Raw genomic sequence first — 14,667 nt, 5'->3', positions numbered from 1 at the left:
GCGGTCTTCAGGTTGGATGAAAGAGCTGCCGCGTTCCCACCTGGTGGTGCGGAAGTTGGCAAGCCGATAGCCTAAAGATGCAATATTTCGTGAGTATGAAGCGGGTCGCCGCATCACGAAATCACGCGGCCATTCCTGGCCGCGCCCTGGATCAGAACGTGTGCTTCAGGTTGACCGACACCCTGCGTGGCTCGCCATACGGCGAATGATTCAGCAGGTACAGGCTGCGGTAGCTGCGGTCGGTGAGATTGCTGATGGCCAGCAGCGCCTGCGTCTGGCGCGTGAGCTGGTACTTCGCGTGCATCCCCAACAGCACCAGGGTGCCCTGGCGTATCGTCCACGCGCTGGCGCCGGCGCCGCCCGTGCGGTAGATCTTGCTGCTTCCCGCCACATTGCCGCCGAACGACCACGCGGTGTCGGGAAGCTGATAATTGGCGGCCAGGCGCACGCTGTGCTGCGGCTGCTCGGCGCCATAGCGCTGGCCCCGCTGGGGACCGGCCTTGTATTCGGCATCCACATAGGTATAGCCGGCAGCGAGGTTCAGGTTCTTGCCCACCTTGCCGTTGACGCCCAGGTCCACGCCCTGGCTCACCACTTCGCCGGCGGCGGTGTAGCAGATGCCGCCACAGGCATTGCCCGGATCGTTCGGGACCGAGTCGTCCCGCACCGACAGGTTCGACTGCTCCAGGCGGAATACGGCGGCCGACACGTTCAGGCGCTTGTCCAGTAGCTCGCCCTTGATGCCCACCTCGTAGTTGGCGCCGACCACGGGATCGAGGAAGCTGCCATCCACGCTGCGGTTGGACTGTGGGTTGAAGATGTCCGAATAGCTCATGTAGGCCGAATACTGGGCGTCCAGGTCGAACACCAGCCCCGCATACGGCGTGATTTCGCCGGATTCCTTCGGCGCCACCCTCCCCGTCACGTAGTTTTCCACCTCGTAGCTGCTGCTGCGCAGGCCCGTGATCAGCTTGAGCGAATCGGACAGGTTCCAGCGCGCTACGCCATACAGGCCGAGGTTGGTCGTCTTCGATTTCGAGCGGGTGGGATTACCGTCGCCCACAGGACCAAACCCGGTGGGGTCGAAACTGTAAAGATTGATGGGGATCGCCGCGGTCGAACCGGTGCCGGTGGCTTCGTCCCGGTAGACGGCCCCATTCATGCCGAGCGCCAGCTCGTGTTTGCGGCCAAGAACGGCAAACGGGCCGGACGCATACACGTCCGCCGTATCGACATGCATGACCGAAGTGCTCTTGCGGATGCGGCTGATAGACAGGCCGCCGCCCGTGACCGGGTTCAGGCTGCCGGCAAAGCTGTTGAAGTTATCGATATTGTTCAACATCTTCTGCCATGAGTAGTTCGCCTTGAGCTGCCATTCGCCGGCGAGCCGCTGCGTCAGGCCAGCGCTGTAGATCGTATAGTCCCTGATCAGCCGATAATTGACGTCGCCCCAGAATGCCGATCGCGGCAGGCCCACGTCGCTGCCATCGGCCGCATAGGGCGCGCCATAATGGTTCAGGCTATCGTCCTCCTGGTACTGGACGCTGGCGCTGAGGGTGGTGCCCGGGGCCAGGTCGGCCTCGACGATGGCGTAGACGGCGTTGCGGTCGCGGTGGACGTAGTCGGTGAATGATTCGTTGCGGTCGTGCAGGGCCACGAGGCGGCCGCGGACGCGGCCCGATGCGGTAAGCGGCGTGGAGACGTCGCCCACGAAGCGGCGCGCATCCCATGACCCCAGCTGCGCCTCGGCCTGGGCCTGGAAGCCGTCGGTGGGACGCTTGCGCACCGAGTTCACGGTACCGCCGGGGGCGCCGGCGCCGGTCAGCAGGCCGGCCGCGCCCTGCAGCACCTCGACCCGGTCCACGAAGGCATTGTCGAACTTCGGCGAACGGTTGCCGCTATTGATGCCGGCCGGCGTAGCCAGGCCGTCGACCTGCGCCTGCAGGTTGAACCCGCGGCTATAGTAGGTGCCGCCGGCCGTGCCCTGCTCCTGCGAGAAGATGCCGCTGACCGTCTTGAGCGCGTCGTCGAGCGAGGTCAGGCCCGAGTCAATCATCTGCTGTTGCGTGATGGTCGTGATCGTCTGCGGCGTTTCGCGCGCGGACAGCGTGAGCCTGGTGGCGGTGCTGTTGTGCCGGGCTTGGTAAGACCCCGAATGTTCGGTAGTGCCATCGCGCATGGCCGCGCCGACGATCGTCACTTCCTGCGGCGTAATGGCGTGCTCGGGTCCGGCCGGGTTGCCGGGCGCAGCGCGCACCACCTGCAGGACGAAGATGCCGCCGTCCCGCGCGACCGCTTCCAGGCCGGTGCCGGCAAGCAGCTCGCGCAAGCCGGCGGCGGCGGGATAGCTGCCCTGGAGGCCGCCGCTGCGCTTGCCCGCCACCAGCGCGGGCACGAACGAAACGGTCACCTTCGCTTCGGCGGCGAAACGGGACAGTGCAGGCTGCAGGGGGCCGGCCGGGATGCTGTAGGCGCGCGCCTGGAGGCTCGCCTCGCCGGCCCCGGCGGCAAACGCCTGCGGCAGGGGCGCGGCCAGGAAGGCCAGCATCAGGCAGGCCTGGCCGACGGCGCGGGCCAGGGGTTTGTGCGCGGCGCGCAGCGGCGGGGAAGTGCGGGAAAACATGAAGGTCCTTGATGACGGTGTCGATACAGGCAATGACACGCCATCGGTGAAAAGCGGCCAGATTTTACAAATCTTTTTTAAGCGGGCACGATCGTTGCCAAATAAGGCGTATGGAAGCGGATTTTCACCGGCAGCGTGGCGGCCACGGCGCGCAGGACCTGGTCGGTATCGTCGAGCTGGAAACTGCCCGAAATACGCAAACCGGCCACGGCAGGATCGCAGCGTATCCAGCCGCGCCGGTGGCGCGTCAGTTCGGCCGCGAATGCCGCCAGCGTCTGGTCGTCCGCCTGCAGCATGCCATCCACCCAGGCGGCCTGGTGCGACACCAACGGCTCGGTAGCGGCCAGGCCATGGGCAGTAAAACGCAGCTGTTCGTCGGCAGCCACGATGCGCTTGCCCTCCCCGGCCGCCACCTCGACCGCGCCTTCGAACACCGCGACCTCGCTCCATGCGGCATCGCGCCGGACATTGAAGCGCGTGCCGATCGCGCGGATGAACCCTTCGTCGGTCCTGACGCGGAACGGGCGCAAGGCGCCATGGCTGTCTGGCGCCGTCTCGATCAATAGTTCACCTTCGTGCAGCAGCACCAGGCGCTGCACGTCGTCGATCACGACATCGAATGCGGTGCCAGTATTCATTTCCACGCGGCTGCCGTCGGCCAGTTGCACGCTTCGGCGCTCGCCGGTGGCGGTGCGGTACGCCGCCCGCCATGCGGCGACGGGCATGTGCTTGTAGGCCAACATGCCGGCCGGCGCCATCGTCAGCAGCAGGGCCAGCTTGGTGACGGCCTGGCGTCGCTGGCGCACGGTCTTGCGGCCCAGGGCAGCCTTGCCCAGCTCCGGGGGCAAGACCACGAACCTGTCGTTGAACTGCTGCGCGCGCTGCCAGGCCAGCTCGTGCTGGGCGTGGCTCGCACGCCAGGCAAGGCAGGCGCGCCGCTCGGCCTCGTCCGGCTCCGCGGCCGGATGCATGCGCATCAGCCATTGCGCGGCTTCGCGGGCGACGCGCGGGTCGAGCCGCTCGTCCTGCGCGCCCGGCATCAGGTCTGCGGCGCCAGGCATCGTTCGTAGGCCAGCGCCATGTAGCGGCGCACGCTGCGCGGCGCGATCCCGTACTCCAGCGCGATCTGGTTATAGGTCAGGCCGTCCAACTGCGCCGCCAGGAACACAATGCGCGCCTTGTGCGGCAAGGCGTCGAGCAGCGCATCGATTTCGTTGAGCGTCTCGAGGATGACGAGCCGGTCTTCCGGGGACGGCGCCGCGGCTTCCGGCATCAGGCGCAGGGCCTCGATATAAGCCCGTTCCAGCGACAGGCGCCGGTAGTGATTGCTGAGGACGCGCGTCGCGACCGTGGTCAGGTAGGCGCGCGGCTCGCGCAGCTGCGTAGCGGCGTCGTCATTGCCCTTGAACGCCGCGACGATGCGGATGAACGTGTCCTGCGCCAGGTCCGCCGCGTTGTGCGCACAGCCGAGCTTCTTGCGCAGCCAGCCATGCAGCCAGCCCCTGTGTTCGCTGTAAAGCGTGGTGATCGGATCGGAGCTGGAAACGCGCACGGGGGGCTCTGGAAGTACTGTCGAAAGATGAACGGGTTGGCTGGCAACAGACATCTCGTCACCCACTCAATTGAGAATGATTCTCATTCTTTCATTTTTCCGCATGTCAGTCAATCTCGCCGCGGAAAATTTTCACGGCGTCGACGCACGGGCTATCATTGGCCTGCCGCTACCCCAACTCAGCACAGACAAGGACCACGATGGGAAAACTCACCACCCACGTACTCGACACCGCCCACGGCCGCCCCGGCGCCGGCATCCGGGTCGAGCTATACGCGATCGACGCCGACGGCCGTACGCTGCTCAAGAGCGCGCTAACGAACGACGACGGCCGCTGCGCTGAAGCCTTGCTGGAAGGCGCCGCGCTGCTGGCCGGCCAGTACGAACTGGTATTCCACGCCGGCGACTACTACGCCGCGCGCGGCGTCGACCTTCCTTCTCCCCGCTTCCTGGACCGCATCGCGCTCGGCTTCGGCATCGCCGACCCTGCCCAGAACTACCACGTGCCGCTGGTGATGACGCCGTGGTCGTATTCGACCTACCGCGGAAGCTAGCAGACTTGTGGGCGTCATTGTGCGTTGATCGGAAGTAAGATACCCGTCAAGACCACGATCAAGGATTGACGCCCATGCAGCAGCCCAAGCCCGCCGCCGCTTTTCCCGCACCTTCGCCGGACGACGACCTCGTCCCGACCTGGCTCGGCCCCACCCGCATCGTCATCGGCCTGGCCCAGGGCCTGCTGCTCTACCTGCTGTACACGGCGGCGCAGGACAAGTCCTGGCCGGCCACCGTTCCTCTACTGTTCGGGCCGCTCGTCATGCTCGGCCTGCTGCTGCCGGTGATCCTGATCAGCGGCCTGGGCCACCTGTCGCGCCGCCGGCTGACCGCGTGGGCGCTGGGCGCGGCCGTCGTGATCGCACTGCTGGCCGCCTACGATATGTGGCGCCACCTCGGCGGGACCGAGTGGGAGGGAGGCAAGCCGTCCGGCGTGCTCACCTTCTGCCTGGCGGTCGGCTTCTTCATCGCCCATGCGCTGGTGCTGGCGGCCGGCCGCGAGAGGCGCCGCATCGCGGCCTACGCCAGCTACTTCGAGGTCGCCTGGAAGCTCAACCTGCAGATCCTGTTCTGCCTCTTGTTCGTGGGCGCCACCTGGCTCGTGCTGCAGCTGGGCGCCGCGCTGTTCGATCTGGTCAAACTCAATTTCCTGAGCTGGGCCATCGGCAAGCCCTGGTTCTTCATTCCCGTCACTGCCTTCGCCTTTTCGGTGGCGATGCACCTGACCGACGTCAAGCCCGCCATCGTGCGCGGCATCCGCAACCTCCTGCACGTACTGCTGTCCTGGATCTTGCCGGTGCTCACCCTGCTGGTGGGCGGCTTCCTGGCCAGCCTGCCGTTCACCGGCCTCGAGCCGCTGTGGGCCACCCGCAGCGCCGCCGGCAGCATGCTTGGCGCCGCGGCGGCCTTCGTCATCTTGATCAATGCCGCCTACCAGGACGGCGCCAGCCCGCCGGCGCGCGTGCTGGCCATTTCCGCGCGCATCGCCTGCCTGCTGCTGGTGCCGCTGACCCTGCTTGCCGCCTATGCCCTCGCGCTGCGTGTCGCGGACCACGGCTGGTCGGCCGACCGCGTCATTGCCGCCGCCTGCCTGCTGGTCGCGACCTGCTATGCCGGTGGCTATGCAGCCGCGGCGCTGCGCCGCGGCTGGTTGCGCAGTCTGGCGGGCGTCAACATCGCCGCCGCCTTCGTGGTGCTGGCCGTGCTGGCGCTGCTGCTGTCGCCCGTCCTCGATCCGGGCCGCATCGCCGTCAACAGCCAGATGGCGCGCCTGGCCAGCGGCCAGATCAAGCTCCCGCAGCTCGATGTCGCCTACCTGTACCACCATGGCGCGCGCTTTGGCCGCGAAGCGATCGCGCAGCTGGAAAAGAGCGCTACGGGAGACGACGCCGGATGGCTGCGGACGGAACTGGCACGCCTGCGCCAGTTGCAGCACCCCGGCGCACCCGCCCCAGACCTGAAGGTGGCCGACAACCTGCGGGTCTGGCCGGCCGGTGCACGGCTGCCCGCCGGTTTCGCCGCGGTCGACTGGCGCAAGTTCAAGCAACACCTGTATCTGCCTTACTGCTTGCAGCGCCAGGGCGCCATCTGCGACGCGTTCGTGATCGACCTCGGCGGCGATGCCCGGCCGGAAGTCATCCTGGTTGGCGCCGCCAACCACGGCAATGCCGTCCTGCGCCAGACAGATGACGGCGCGTGGGAATTCGCCGGGGCCTTGCCCCCTGGCCTGGCCGACTGCGCGCCGCTGCTCGATGCCATGCGCGCAGGCAAGCTGCGGGCAGTCGCGCCGGCGGTGGCCGATCTCGAGATCGATGGCAGGCGGATCGAGATCACACCACGCCACACGCAATTCAAGTGCGGATCCGAACCTGCACCGGTCAAAGAGGACGCGCCGCACTGACGATAATCGCTATGCTTGAGTATCCGTAATACATTGCTGGAGCGCGAGCACCATGGCATTGCACATCGTTCATTTCATCGGCCCGATCAACCACAACTCAGCCTGCACGGTGCGCAACTGTTGCCTGGAGGCGCTGCAAAAAGGCGCGACCGAGATCGCGCTGCACATGTCCACCGAGGGCGGCAATATGACGGCCGGCTTCGCGCTCTACTTCTTCCTGAAGTCCCTGCCGATCCCGCTCACCACCCACAATATCGGCAGCGTCGAATCGGTCGGGGTGGTGATCTTTTTGGCTGGCCAGAAGCGCTATGCCTGCCCCGGCACGCGCTTCCTGATCCATCCAATGCACTGGGGTTTCGGCAACCTGGTGGCGGCCGACCATGCGCGCGTGTCGGAATGGCGCGAGTGCCTGGATTTCGATGCCGACCGCTATGCCAGCATCTTCCGCGAGGCCACCCGCGAGGCAGGCCATGAAACCGACATCCGGCCGCACCTGACCGGCCAGGCCCGCATCTATACCGCCGAGGAGGCGGTTGGCGCCGGCATCGTCCACGAAGCGGTACAGGCCAGATTGCCGACGGCAGGGCCGACTTGTCATTGGTGGAACTAATACTGACAACGCAATGTGTCAATTAAGCCACAGAATACGTCTTTACATCTCAAAATCTCTCCAATTGTCATAAATCTGTTGCTGCGAAAATTCCCGTCTGGATAGAATAATTTCCAGCGCTCATGCCTGCTGCCCTTGCAAGCGCATCTTCCCTAGCAGCTCACGTAACAGATTCAGTCACACCTCCGTAATGAACAAAAAGATTCTCGCCAGCCTGCTGGCGCTCCCCTTGGTCGTCCCTGCGATGGCCCAGGCGCAAGATAACGCCGTTAAGATCAGCGGTTTCGGCACCGCCGCCCTCACCTGGTCGGACGATGACCGTGCACAGTTCGGCCGCCCGAACCAGGCCAGCGGCGCCGCCGACAACTTCCGTACCGGCGTCGATTCCAACCTCGGCCTGCAAGCCGATTACACCGTCAACAACTGGATTTCGCTGACCGCCCAGGGCCTGGTGCGCCAGGACGCCGAAGAGCACTATGGCGCCGAACTGAGCTGGGCGTTCGCCAAGTTCCGCATGTCGGACGACCTGAGCGTGCGCGTCGGCCGCGTCGGCCTGCCGGTCTTCATGATCTCGGACTACCGCAACGTCGGCTATGCCAACACCATGCTGCGTCCGCCATCCGAGCTGTACTCGCAAGTGCCGTTCAACAGCGTCGACGGCGCCGACATCACCTGGCGCCACGACTACGGCAACACCACCATCACCTCGCAACTGGCGGCTGGCAAGATCAAGACCCCGGTCGGCAACTTCCACGTGCGCGGCAAGGACATCCTGGCGCTGAACGTCGTGGCCGAAAACGGCCCGTTCACCCTGCGCCTCGGCCACGCCCGCACCAAGATCACGGTCGATGACCTGGCAACGCTCAACACCCTGGTCGGTTCGCTGCGCGCCGCCGGCGCCGGCTATCGCCTGCCACAGCTGACCGACCTGGCCGGCCAGATCCAGGCCAAGGACGCCAAAGGCACCTTCAATTCGATCGGCCTGACCGCCGACTGGAACAACTTCGTGCTCCAGACCGAGTTCGCCAAGCGCAAGACCGAGACCTATATCAACGACACCACCTCGTGGTACGTGATGGGCGGCTACCGCATCGGCAAATTCTTGCCGTACTACACGCGGTCTGAACTGAAGATCGACGGCACCATCAACAACACCGTGCCTGCGGCCTGCCCGGCCGGCTATCCCGCGGCCTGCACCCCGACTCTCCAGCAATTGGGCGGCGCCGTGCGCCGTATCTCGGTGTCGGGCGTGGGCCAGGGCGAGCAGACCACCGACACCATCGGCGTGCGCTGGGATGTCGCCAGCTCGGTGGCGCTCAAGGTCCAGATCGACCGCATCAAGCCAAGCGGCAACGGCCTGTTCATCAACGCACAGCCCGGCTTCTCCGGTCCGGTGACCGTGGGCGCGGTGGCCCTCGATTTCGTGTTCTGAGGAGCGAACATGAAAAAATTGATTCTGGCCGCGTGCGCGGCATCGAGCTTCGCCGCCCTGCCGGCGCTGGCCCAGGTGGTCGTCGTCGTCAATCCCAAGGCGGCCGAGAGCACCATGGCCAAGGAGCAGATCGCCCAGTTCTTCCTAGGTAAATCGACGGCCATGACGCCGATCGACCAGCCGGACGGCGCGCCGATCCGCGCGGACTTCTACAAGAAAGTGGCTGACAAGGACGCGGCCCAGGTCAAGGCCCTGTGGTCCAAGCTGGTGTTCACCGGCAAGGCCACGATGCCGAAGGAAGTCGCCGACAGCGCCGCCGTCAAGGCCGCCGTCGCCGCCAACCCGAAAGCGATCGGCTATATCGACAAGAGCGCGGTCGACGCGACCGTCAAGGTCGTCCACACCGCGCAGTAAGCGCAATACAGGCAGCCAGCATTGCCGCGGCTGCCCGGTCGACCCGCCGCGGCAAGCGCCGTCCGGCGGGTCTCGCATATCCGGAAGAACACTATGAGCATCAAGCGCAGGATCTGGGCATTGCCCGTCATTTCCGCCATCATCTTCGCCCTCGGCGCCGGCGCCAGCGTGACGATCGCGAACGGCGCGCTGGTATCGATCACCACCACCGAAACGGTGGACTACCCGCTGATGGATGCCGTCAAGGCCGTCACCCTCGACATCGCCGCCGTCACCGCAGGGCTGACCGACGCCGTCACCGAAGGCGACAAGGCGCGCATCGAGCAGGTCGGCGTACAGGCGGCCAAGGTGCGCGCCGACCTGGATAGACTCGGCCAGATCCCCGGCCATGCGGCCACCGGCGCACGCCTCAAACAAGAATTCGACGCCTATTACGCGCCTGCCCTGTCATCGGCCCGCATCATGCTCGAGATGGAACAGGGCGACCCGCAAGCGACGGTGGGCAAGATGCAGGCGGCGCTGGCGTCCCTGAACGCCGACCTGGCCAAGACCGTCGACGGCGCCCAGCGCCAGTTTGCGGCCGGCATTGCCACCAGCCAGGATAGTGTACGCAACACACTGGTGGCAATGGTCGCCAGCGCACTGGCCGTGCTGTCCGCACTGGCGATCACGTCGTGGTTCGTGGTGCGCACCATCTGGCGCCAGCTGGGCGGCGAACCGGCCTATGCGCGCACGATCGCGCAGGCGGTGGCTGCCGGCGACCTGTCGATGGATATCCGGATCGAGTCCGGCGACAGCGACAGCCTGCTGGTCGCACTGAACGAGATGCGCCTGCGCCTGGCGACACTGGTGGCCGGCATCAAGGGCTCGGCCGACACGATCGCCAGCGCCAGCACCGAGATCGCGAGCGGCAATGCCGACCTCGCGCAACGCACCGAATCGCAGGCCGCGAACCTGGACCGCACCACGCGTGCGATGGAAGCATTGACCGGCGCGGTGCGCGAGAACGCCGCCAGCGCCGGCCAGGCCAACGCCCTGGTGGCCAGCGCCACCAGCATCGCCACCCGCGGCGGCGAGGTGGTGGGCAATGTGGTGGCGACGATGGGCGACATCGATGCGTCGTCCAAGAAGATCGTCGACATCATCGCGACCATCGACGGCATCGCCTTCCAGACCAATATCCTGGCGCTGAACGCGGCGGTGGAAGCGGCGCGTGCCGGCGAACAGGGCCGCGGCTTCGCGGTGGTCGCGAGCGAAGTGCGCAACCTGGCCCAGCGCTCGGCTGCGGCGGCCAGGGAAATCAAGGAACTGATCGGCGACTCGGTGGCGAAGGTCGGCGCCGGCAGCGCGCTGGTGGGCGAAGCCGGGGCCACGATGGAACAGATCGTCGACTCGGTACGCAAGGTGCAGCTCATCATGCGCGAGATCGCCGATGCCGGCGCGCGCCAGCACGCGGGCATCGAAGACATCGGCCGCGCGATCGGCAGCATCGACGAGATGACCCAACAGAATGCGGCCCTGGTCGAGGAGGCCTCGGCGGCGGCGGAATCGCTGACGGGCCAGACCGGACAACTGACCGAGGCGCTGGCGGTGTTCAGGCTACAGGTTTCCGAACCAACCACGACCATGAAAGCTTTGCCAAGAGTGTTTCATCGCGCTTAACGCCTGCCACTCGAAGCACCGCAATACCGGCCCATCCATTCCGGGCGATCCTGCCCGGAATGCCAATTCGTCCACGTGGTATGGACGCATCTGAGCAACACCAAATCCTTTACAAAGTTAGTGCCTGTAGGCATGATCCGTTGGTCCGCCGGCCCGCCCGGCGCCCTTGTCGCTTCCCCTGAGGTTCCCACACACGGCGCATATGGCAGCAGTCCTCCCCAACACGACCACCGGCACGCAACTGTCGGGCCTGGCGCGCGCCCTGGTACAGGCCAATCGCCTGAGCGCCGCGCAGGCGGACATGCTGCACAAGAAGGCCATCCAGGAAAAGACCGCATTCATCGACGCCGTGCTCGCCAGCGGCGCGATCGAGCCGCGCGCGCTGGCCGCGTTCTGCGCCGAGACCTTCGGCTATCCGCTGTTCGACCTGTCGGCCTTCGCGCCGGAGTTCCTGCCCACCAGCGCCATCGACGCCAGGCTGATGCAGGCCCAGCGCGTGATCGCGCTGGCCAAGCGCGGCAACAAGCTGTCGGTCGCGCTGTCCGACCCGACCAATACCCAGGCCCTGGACCAGATCAAGTTCCAGAGCGAGGCGACGGTCGAGCCGGTGATCGTGCCGCACGACGCGCTATTGAATCTGCTGGCCGCGATCGCCAAGGGCGCCGAACAGGATTTGAGCGAGCTGGCCGGCGACGACGCCGAGATCGAATTCGCCGAAGAAGATAAGCAGTCGGCAACGCCGACCGAGGCCGCCAGCGACGTCGAGGACGCACCGATCGTGCGCTTCCTGAACAAGATCCTGATGGACGCTGTACAGACGGGCGCGTCGGACATCCACTTCGAGCCCTACGAAAAGTATTACCGGATCCGCCTGCGCGTTGACGGCGTGCTGCGCGACCACGCGTCGCCGCCGCTGTCGATCCGCGAAAAACTGGTGTCGCGCATCAAGGTGCTGGCGCGGCTGGACATCGCCGAAAAGCGGGTGCCGCAGGACGGCCGCATGCGGCTGATCCTGTCGGCCACGCGCGCCATCGATTTCCGTGTCAGCACCCTGCCCACGCTGTTCGGCGAAAAGACCGTGATGCGTATCCTGGACGCGACCCAGGCCCAGATGGGCATCGACGCGCTCGGCTACGATCCGGACCAGAAGGCGCTGCTGCTCGACGCGATCGCCCGTCCCTACGGCATGGTGCTGGTGACGGGCCCCACCGGCTCGGGCAAGACGGTGTCGCTGTACAGCTGCCTGAATCTGCTGAACAAGCCGGGGATTAATATTTCGACCGCGGAAGACCCGGCCGAGATCAACCTGCCGGGCGTGAACCAGGTCAACGTCAACGAAAAGGCCGGCCTGACCTTCCCGGTGGCGCTGAAATCCTTCCTGCGCCAGGATCCGGACATCATCATGGTCGGCGAGATCCGCGACCTGGAAACCGCCGACATCGCGATCAAGGCCGCCCAGACCGGCCACATGGTGTTCTCGACCCTGCACACCAACGATGCGCCGTCGACCCTGACGCGCCTGATGAATATGGGCGTGGCGCCGTTCAATATCGCCTCGTCGGTGATCCTGATCACGGCCCAGCGCCTGGCGCGGCGCCTGTGCGGCTGCAAGCAGCCGCTCGAGACCAGCCGCGAGGCCCTGCTGGCCGCCGGCTACCGCGAGAGCGACCTGGACGGCGACTGGCGGCCGTATGGCCCGGTCGGCTGCGACCGCTGCCTGGGTTCGGGCTACAAGGGCCGCGTCGGCATCTACCAGATCATGCCGATATCCCCTAGTATCGAGGCACTGATCCTGGCCAATGGCAATTCCATGGAAATCGCGGCCCAGGCCGAGAAGGAAGGCGTCAACTCCTTGCGCCGCTCGGGCCTGCTGAAAGTCAAACAGGGGCTGACCAGCGTTGAAGAAGTGCTTGGCTGTACCAACGAATAAGACCGCAGTCAAACTGCAAACAGGAACACGAATACATGGCAACTTCCCACCAACCAAAGAGCCGCGGCGCGCAGGTCAAGGAGAACGTGTACGCCTGGGAAGGCAAGGACAAGACCGGCCGCGTCGTGCGCGGCGAGGTGCGCGCCGGCGGCGAGGCGATCGTCAACGTGACCCTGCGCCGCCAGGGCATCATGGTCACCAAGGTCAAGAAGAAGGTCTACCGCAGCGGGCGCAAGATCACGGACAAGGACCTGACCATGTTCACGCGCCAGCTCGCGACCATGATGAAGGCCGGCGTGCCGCTGCTGCAATCGTTCGACATCGTCGGCAAGGGCCACAGCAACCCGTCGATGGCCAAGCTGATCCAGGACCTGCGCAACGACGTCGAGACCGGCACCAGCCTGAACCGCGCCTTCCGCAAGTTCCCGCTGTACTTCGATCCGCTGTTCTGCAACCTGGTCGGCGCCGGCGAACAGGCCGGCATCCTGGAAGACCTGCTTACCCGCCTGGCGATCTACAAGGAAAAGACGCTGGCGCTCAAGGGCAAGATCAAGTCGGCCCTGACCTATCCGATCGCGATCCTGGCGGTGGCCCTGATCGTCACCGCCGTGATCATGATCTGGGTGGTGCCGGCCTTCAAGCAGGTGTTCTCGAGCTTTGGCGCCGACCTGCCGACCCCGACCGTGGTGGTGATGGCGATCTCGGACTTCGTCGTGGCATGGTGGTACGTGATCTTCGGCTCGCTGTTCGCCGGGCTGTACCTGTTCTTTCAGGCCTGGCGCCGCTCGCTCAGGATGCAGCAGGTGATGGACCGCCTGCTGCTGCGCCTGCCGATCTTCGGCAGCGTGATCCGCAAGGCCACCATCGCGCGCTGGACGCGCACCCTGGCCACCATGTTCGCGGCCGGCGTGCCGCTGGTCGAAGCGCTCGACTCGGTCGGCGGCGCCTCTGGCAATGCGGTCTACCTGGAAGCGACGCGCAAGATCCAGAACGAAGTAAGCACCGGCACCAGCCTGACCGCCTCGATGCAGAATGCGGACGTATTCCCGAACCTCGTGATCCAGATGGTGCAGATCGGCGAAGAGTCGGGTTCGCTCGATGCGATGCTGGGCAAGGTGGCCGATTTCTTCGAGGATGAAGTCGATGAGGCGGTAGCGGCGCTGTCGTCGCTGATGGAGCCGCTCATCATGGTCATTCTCGGCGTGCTGATCGGTGGACTGGTGATTGCGATGTATTTGCCGATCTTCAAGCTCGGTTCGGTGGTGTAATGCCGAGAGCAAGCGAAAGCGGATCACGCCCACTGACTGCTCGCCATTGATGCACACAATGCAACCAGATCAAAAAATGAAGAACATGGCAACCATCATGGCGAAAGCGGGTGCTCAAGTAAAAATTTCCTTGCGCGAAGGGAAGCCATTAAGTTGGAGCTACCTATTGCTGGCTCTACCAGTTGCGCTCTATGGTCCCTATCCCTGGCAGGGAACATTTTTGTTGATCACCCTGGGGGTCAGCCTTTATATCTTCATTACGAGAACCGGCCACATCTGGCAGAACGGATTGCACGAAAAGCGTCGGGTGGCGTTGGTAATGCTCGTTTATATTGCTATCAATATCTGTGTTACATCCTTAGACGGAGGCTATTCGGAGAGCAAACCATACAACGATGTCGAATTTTGGTTCGCCAACAGATTCGTTCATCTTTTTGGAATTGCGTTTTTCATGACCCCGCTTGTTACACCACTTCTTGAGAAATCAAAAAAGCACTCGACGCTTGAAAGTTTGTTGATCGGGATTGGATGTCTGCTCGCCTACTTCGGATTTGTTATCTTCTGCCTTTCCCGACAAGGACCTTCATCGGAATCCTGGTACTCACCAGCGATGTTGATGGATGATGTGTTCATGAGTGTTGGAATAGGACTCCTCCTGTCTCTCTTTACCACGCACGCTGGGGACAGTTCAACTGCCGACTAGCGGCTTGTTCGCATACGC

Annotated in this window: 12 protein-coding genes; 9 read left to right on the top strand and 3 right to left on the bottom strand. The window is 64.9% G+C overall.

Annotated elements, in window-relative coordinates:
- Nucleotides 1-151: 151 nt before the first annotated feature.
- The 3 genes from SOM61_RS04065 to SOM61_RS04055 form a co-directional block, all read right to left on the bottom strand.
- Nucleotides 152-2,623 (bottom strand): TonB-dependent siderophore receptor, encoded by a 2,472-nt coding sequence (locus SOM61_RS04065; protein ID WP_320472906.1) that lies wholly within the window; start codon nucleotides 2,621-2,623, stop codon nucleotides 152-154.
- A 77-nt stretch (nucleotides 2,624-2,700) separates the two neighbouring features.
- Nucleotides 2,701-3,684, bottom strand: a complete 984-nt coding sequence (locus SOM61_RS04060) for a FecR family protein (protein WP_320472905.1) — start codon at nucleotides 3,682-3,684, stop codon at nucleotides 2,701-2,703.
- Nucleotides 3,663-4,175 (bottom strand): sigma-70 family RNA polymerase sigma factor, encoded by a 513-nt coding sequence (locus SOM61_RS04055; protein WP_320472904.1) that lies wholly within the window; start codon nucleotides 4,173-4,175, stop codon nucleotides 3,663-3,665. The genes SOM61_RS04060 and SOM61_RS04055 overlap by 22 nt, the downstream gene beginning before the upstream one ends.
- A 200-nt stretch (nucleotides 4,176-4,375) precedes the next feature.
- On the opposite strand from SOM61_RS04055, the gene uraH reads away from it, so the two are divergent.
- The 9 genes from uraH to SOM61_RS04010 all read left to right on the top strand — a co-directional run bounded on the left by uraH (nucleotide 4,376) and on the right by SOM61_RS04010 (nucleotide 14,649).
- Nucleotides 4,376-4,729 carry a hydroxyisourate hydrolase gene (uraH, locus tag SOM61_RS04050; RefSeq protein ID WP_320472903.1) on the top strand — a complete coding sequence of 118 codons (354 nt, stop codon included), beginning with the start codon at nucleotides 4,376-4,378 and terminating at the stop codon, nucleotides 4,727-4,729.
- A gap of 74 nt (nucleotides 4,730-4,803) precedes the next feature.
- Nucleotides 4,804-6,630, top strand: a complete 1,827-nt coding sequence (locus SOM61_RS04045; protein WP_320472902.1) for a DUF4153 domain-containing protein — start codon at nucleotides 4,804-4,806, stop codon at nucleotides 6,628-6,630.
- Between the two features lie 52 nt (nucleotides 6,631-6,682).
- Nucleotides 6,683-7,240 carry a ClpP family protease gene (locus SOM61_RS04040; RefSeq protein ID WP_320472901.1) on the top strand — a complete coding sequence of 186 codons (558 nt, stop codon included), beginning with the start codon at nucleotides 6,683-6,685 and terminating at the stop codon, nucleotides 7,238-7,240.
- Between the two features lie 190 nt (nucleotides 7,241-7,430).
- Entirely contained in the window at nucleotides 7,431-8,672 is a 1,242-nt protein-coding gene (locus tag SOM61_RS04035; RefSeq protein WP_320472900.1) for a hypothetical protein, read from the top strand.
- Between the two features lie 9 nt (nucleotides 8,673-8,681).
- Entirely contained in the window at nucleotides 8,682-9,086 is a 405-nt protein-coding gene (locus SOM61_RS04030) for a hypothetical protein (protein WP_320472899.1), read from the top strand.
- Nucleotides 9,087-9,179: 93 nt separating this feature from the next.
- Entirely contained in the window at nucleotides 9,180-10,748 is a 1,569-nt protein-coding gene (locus tag SOM61_RS04025) for a methyl-accepting chemotaxis protein (protein WP_320472898.1), read from the top strand.
- A gap of 202 nt (nucleotides 10,749-10,950) precedes the next feature.
- The gene (gene pilB / locus SOM61_RS04020; protein WP_320472897.1) at nucleotides 10,951-12,678 is read left to right on the top strand and encodes a type IV-A pilus assembly ATPase PilB; all 1,728 of its coding nucleotides are present in this window, start codon (nucleotides 10,951-10,953) and stop codon (nucleotides 12,676-12,678) included.
- A gap of 35 nt (nucleotides 12,679-12,713) precedes the next feature.
- Nucleotides 12,714-13,946 carry a type II secretion system F family protein gene (locus SOM61_RS04015; protein WP_320472896.1) on the top strand — a complete coding sequence of 411 codons (1,233 nt, stop codon included), beginning with the start codon at nucleotides 12,714-12,716 and terminating at the stop codon, nucleotides 13,944-13,946.
- Nucleotides 13,947-14,004: 58 nt separating this feature from the next.
- Nucleotides 14,005-14,649 carry a hypothetical protein gene (locus SOM61_RS04010; RefSeq protein WP_320472895.1) on the top strand — a complete coding sequence of 215 codons (645 nt, stop codon included), beginning with the start codon at nucleotides 14,005-14,007 and terminating at the stop codon, nucleotides 14,647-14,649.
- The last annotated feature ends 18 nt before the right edge of the window (nucleotides 14,650-14,667 follow it).

Origin of the sequence: Massilia sp. CFBP9012 (genome assembly GCF_034045115.1) — a bacterium.
In the GTDB taxonomy this organism is placed as follows: Bacteria; Pseudomonadota; Gammaproteobacteria; order Burkholderiales; family Burkholderiaceae_D; genus Telluria.
The sequence above is the reverse complement of the archived record's forward strand: the minus strand, read 5'-3'. Positions and strand labels throughout refer to the sequence as shown.

Excerpts from the sequence above, each read along its gene's own strand:
- SOM61_RS04065 (WP_320472906.1), bottom strand. The coding sequence starts at position 2,623 with ATGTTTTCCCGCACTTCCCCGCCGCTGCGCGCCGCGCACAAACCCCTG.
- SOM61_RS04060 (WP_320472905.1), bottom strand. The coding sequence starts at position 3,684 with ATGCCTGGCGCCGCAGACCTGATGCCGGGCGCGCAGGACGAGCGGCTC.
- uraH (WP_320472903.1), top strand. The coding sequence starts at position 4,376 with ATGGGAAAACTCACCACCCACGTACTCGACACCGCCCACGGCCGCCCC.
- SOM61_RS04045 (WP_320472902.1), top strand. The coding sequence starts at position 4,804 with ATGCAGCAGCCCAAGCCCGCCGCCGCTTTTCCCGCACCTTCGCCGGAC.
- SOM61_RS04040 (WP_320472901.1), top strand. The coding sequence starts at position 6,683 with ATGGCATTGCACATCGTTCATTTCATCGGCCCGATCAACCACAACTCA.
- SOM61_RS04035 (WP_320472900.1), top strand. The coding sequence starts at position 7,431 with ATGAACAAAAAGATTCTCGCCAGCCTGCTGGCGCTCCCCTTGGTCGTC.
- SOM61_RS04030 (WP_320472899.1), top strand. The coding sequence starts at position 8,682 with ATGAAAAAATTGATTCTGGCCGCGTGCGCGGCATCGAGCTTCGCCGCC.
- SOM61_RS04025 (WP_320472898.1), top strand. The coding sequence starts at position 9,180 with ATGAGCATCAAGCGCAGGATCTGGGCATTGCCCGTCATTTCCGCCATC.
- pilB (WP_320472897.1), top strand. The coding sequence starts at position 10,951 with ATGGCAGCAGTCCTCCCCAACACGACCACCGGCACGCAACTGTCGGGC.
- SOM61_RS04015 (WP_320472896.1), top strand. The coding sequence starts at position 12,714 with ATGGCAACTTCCCACCAACCAAAGAGCCGCGGCGCGCAGGTCAAGGAG.
- SOM61_RS04010 (WP_320472895.1), top strand. The coding sequence starts at position 14,005 with ATGCAACCAGATCAAAAAATGAAGAACATGGCAACCATCATGGCGAAA.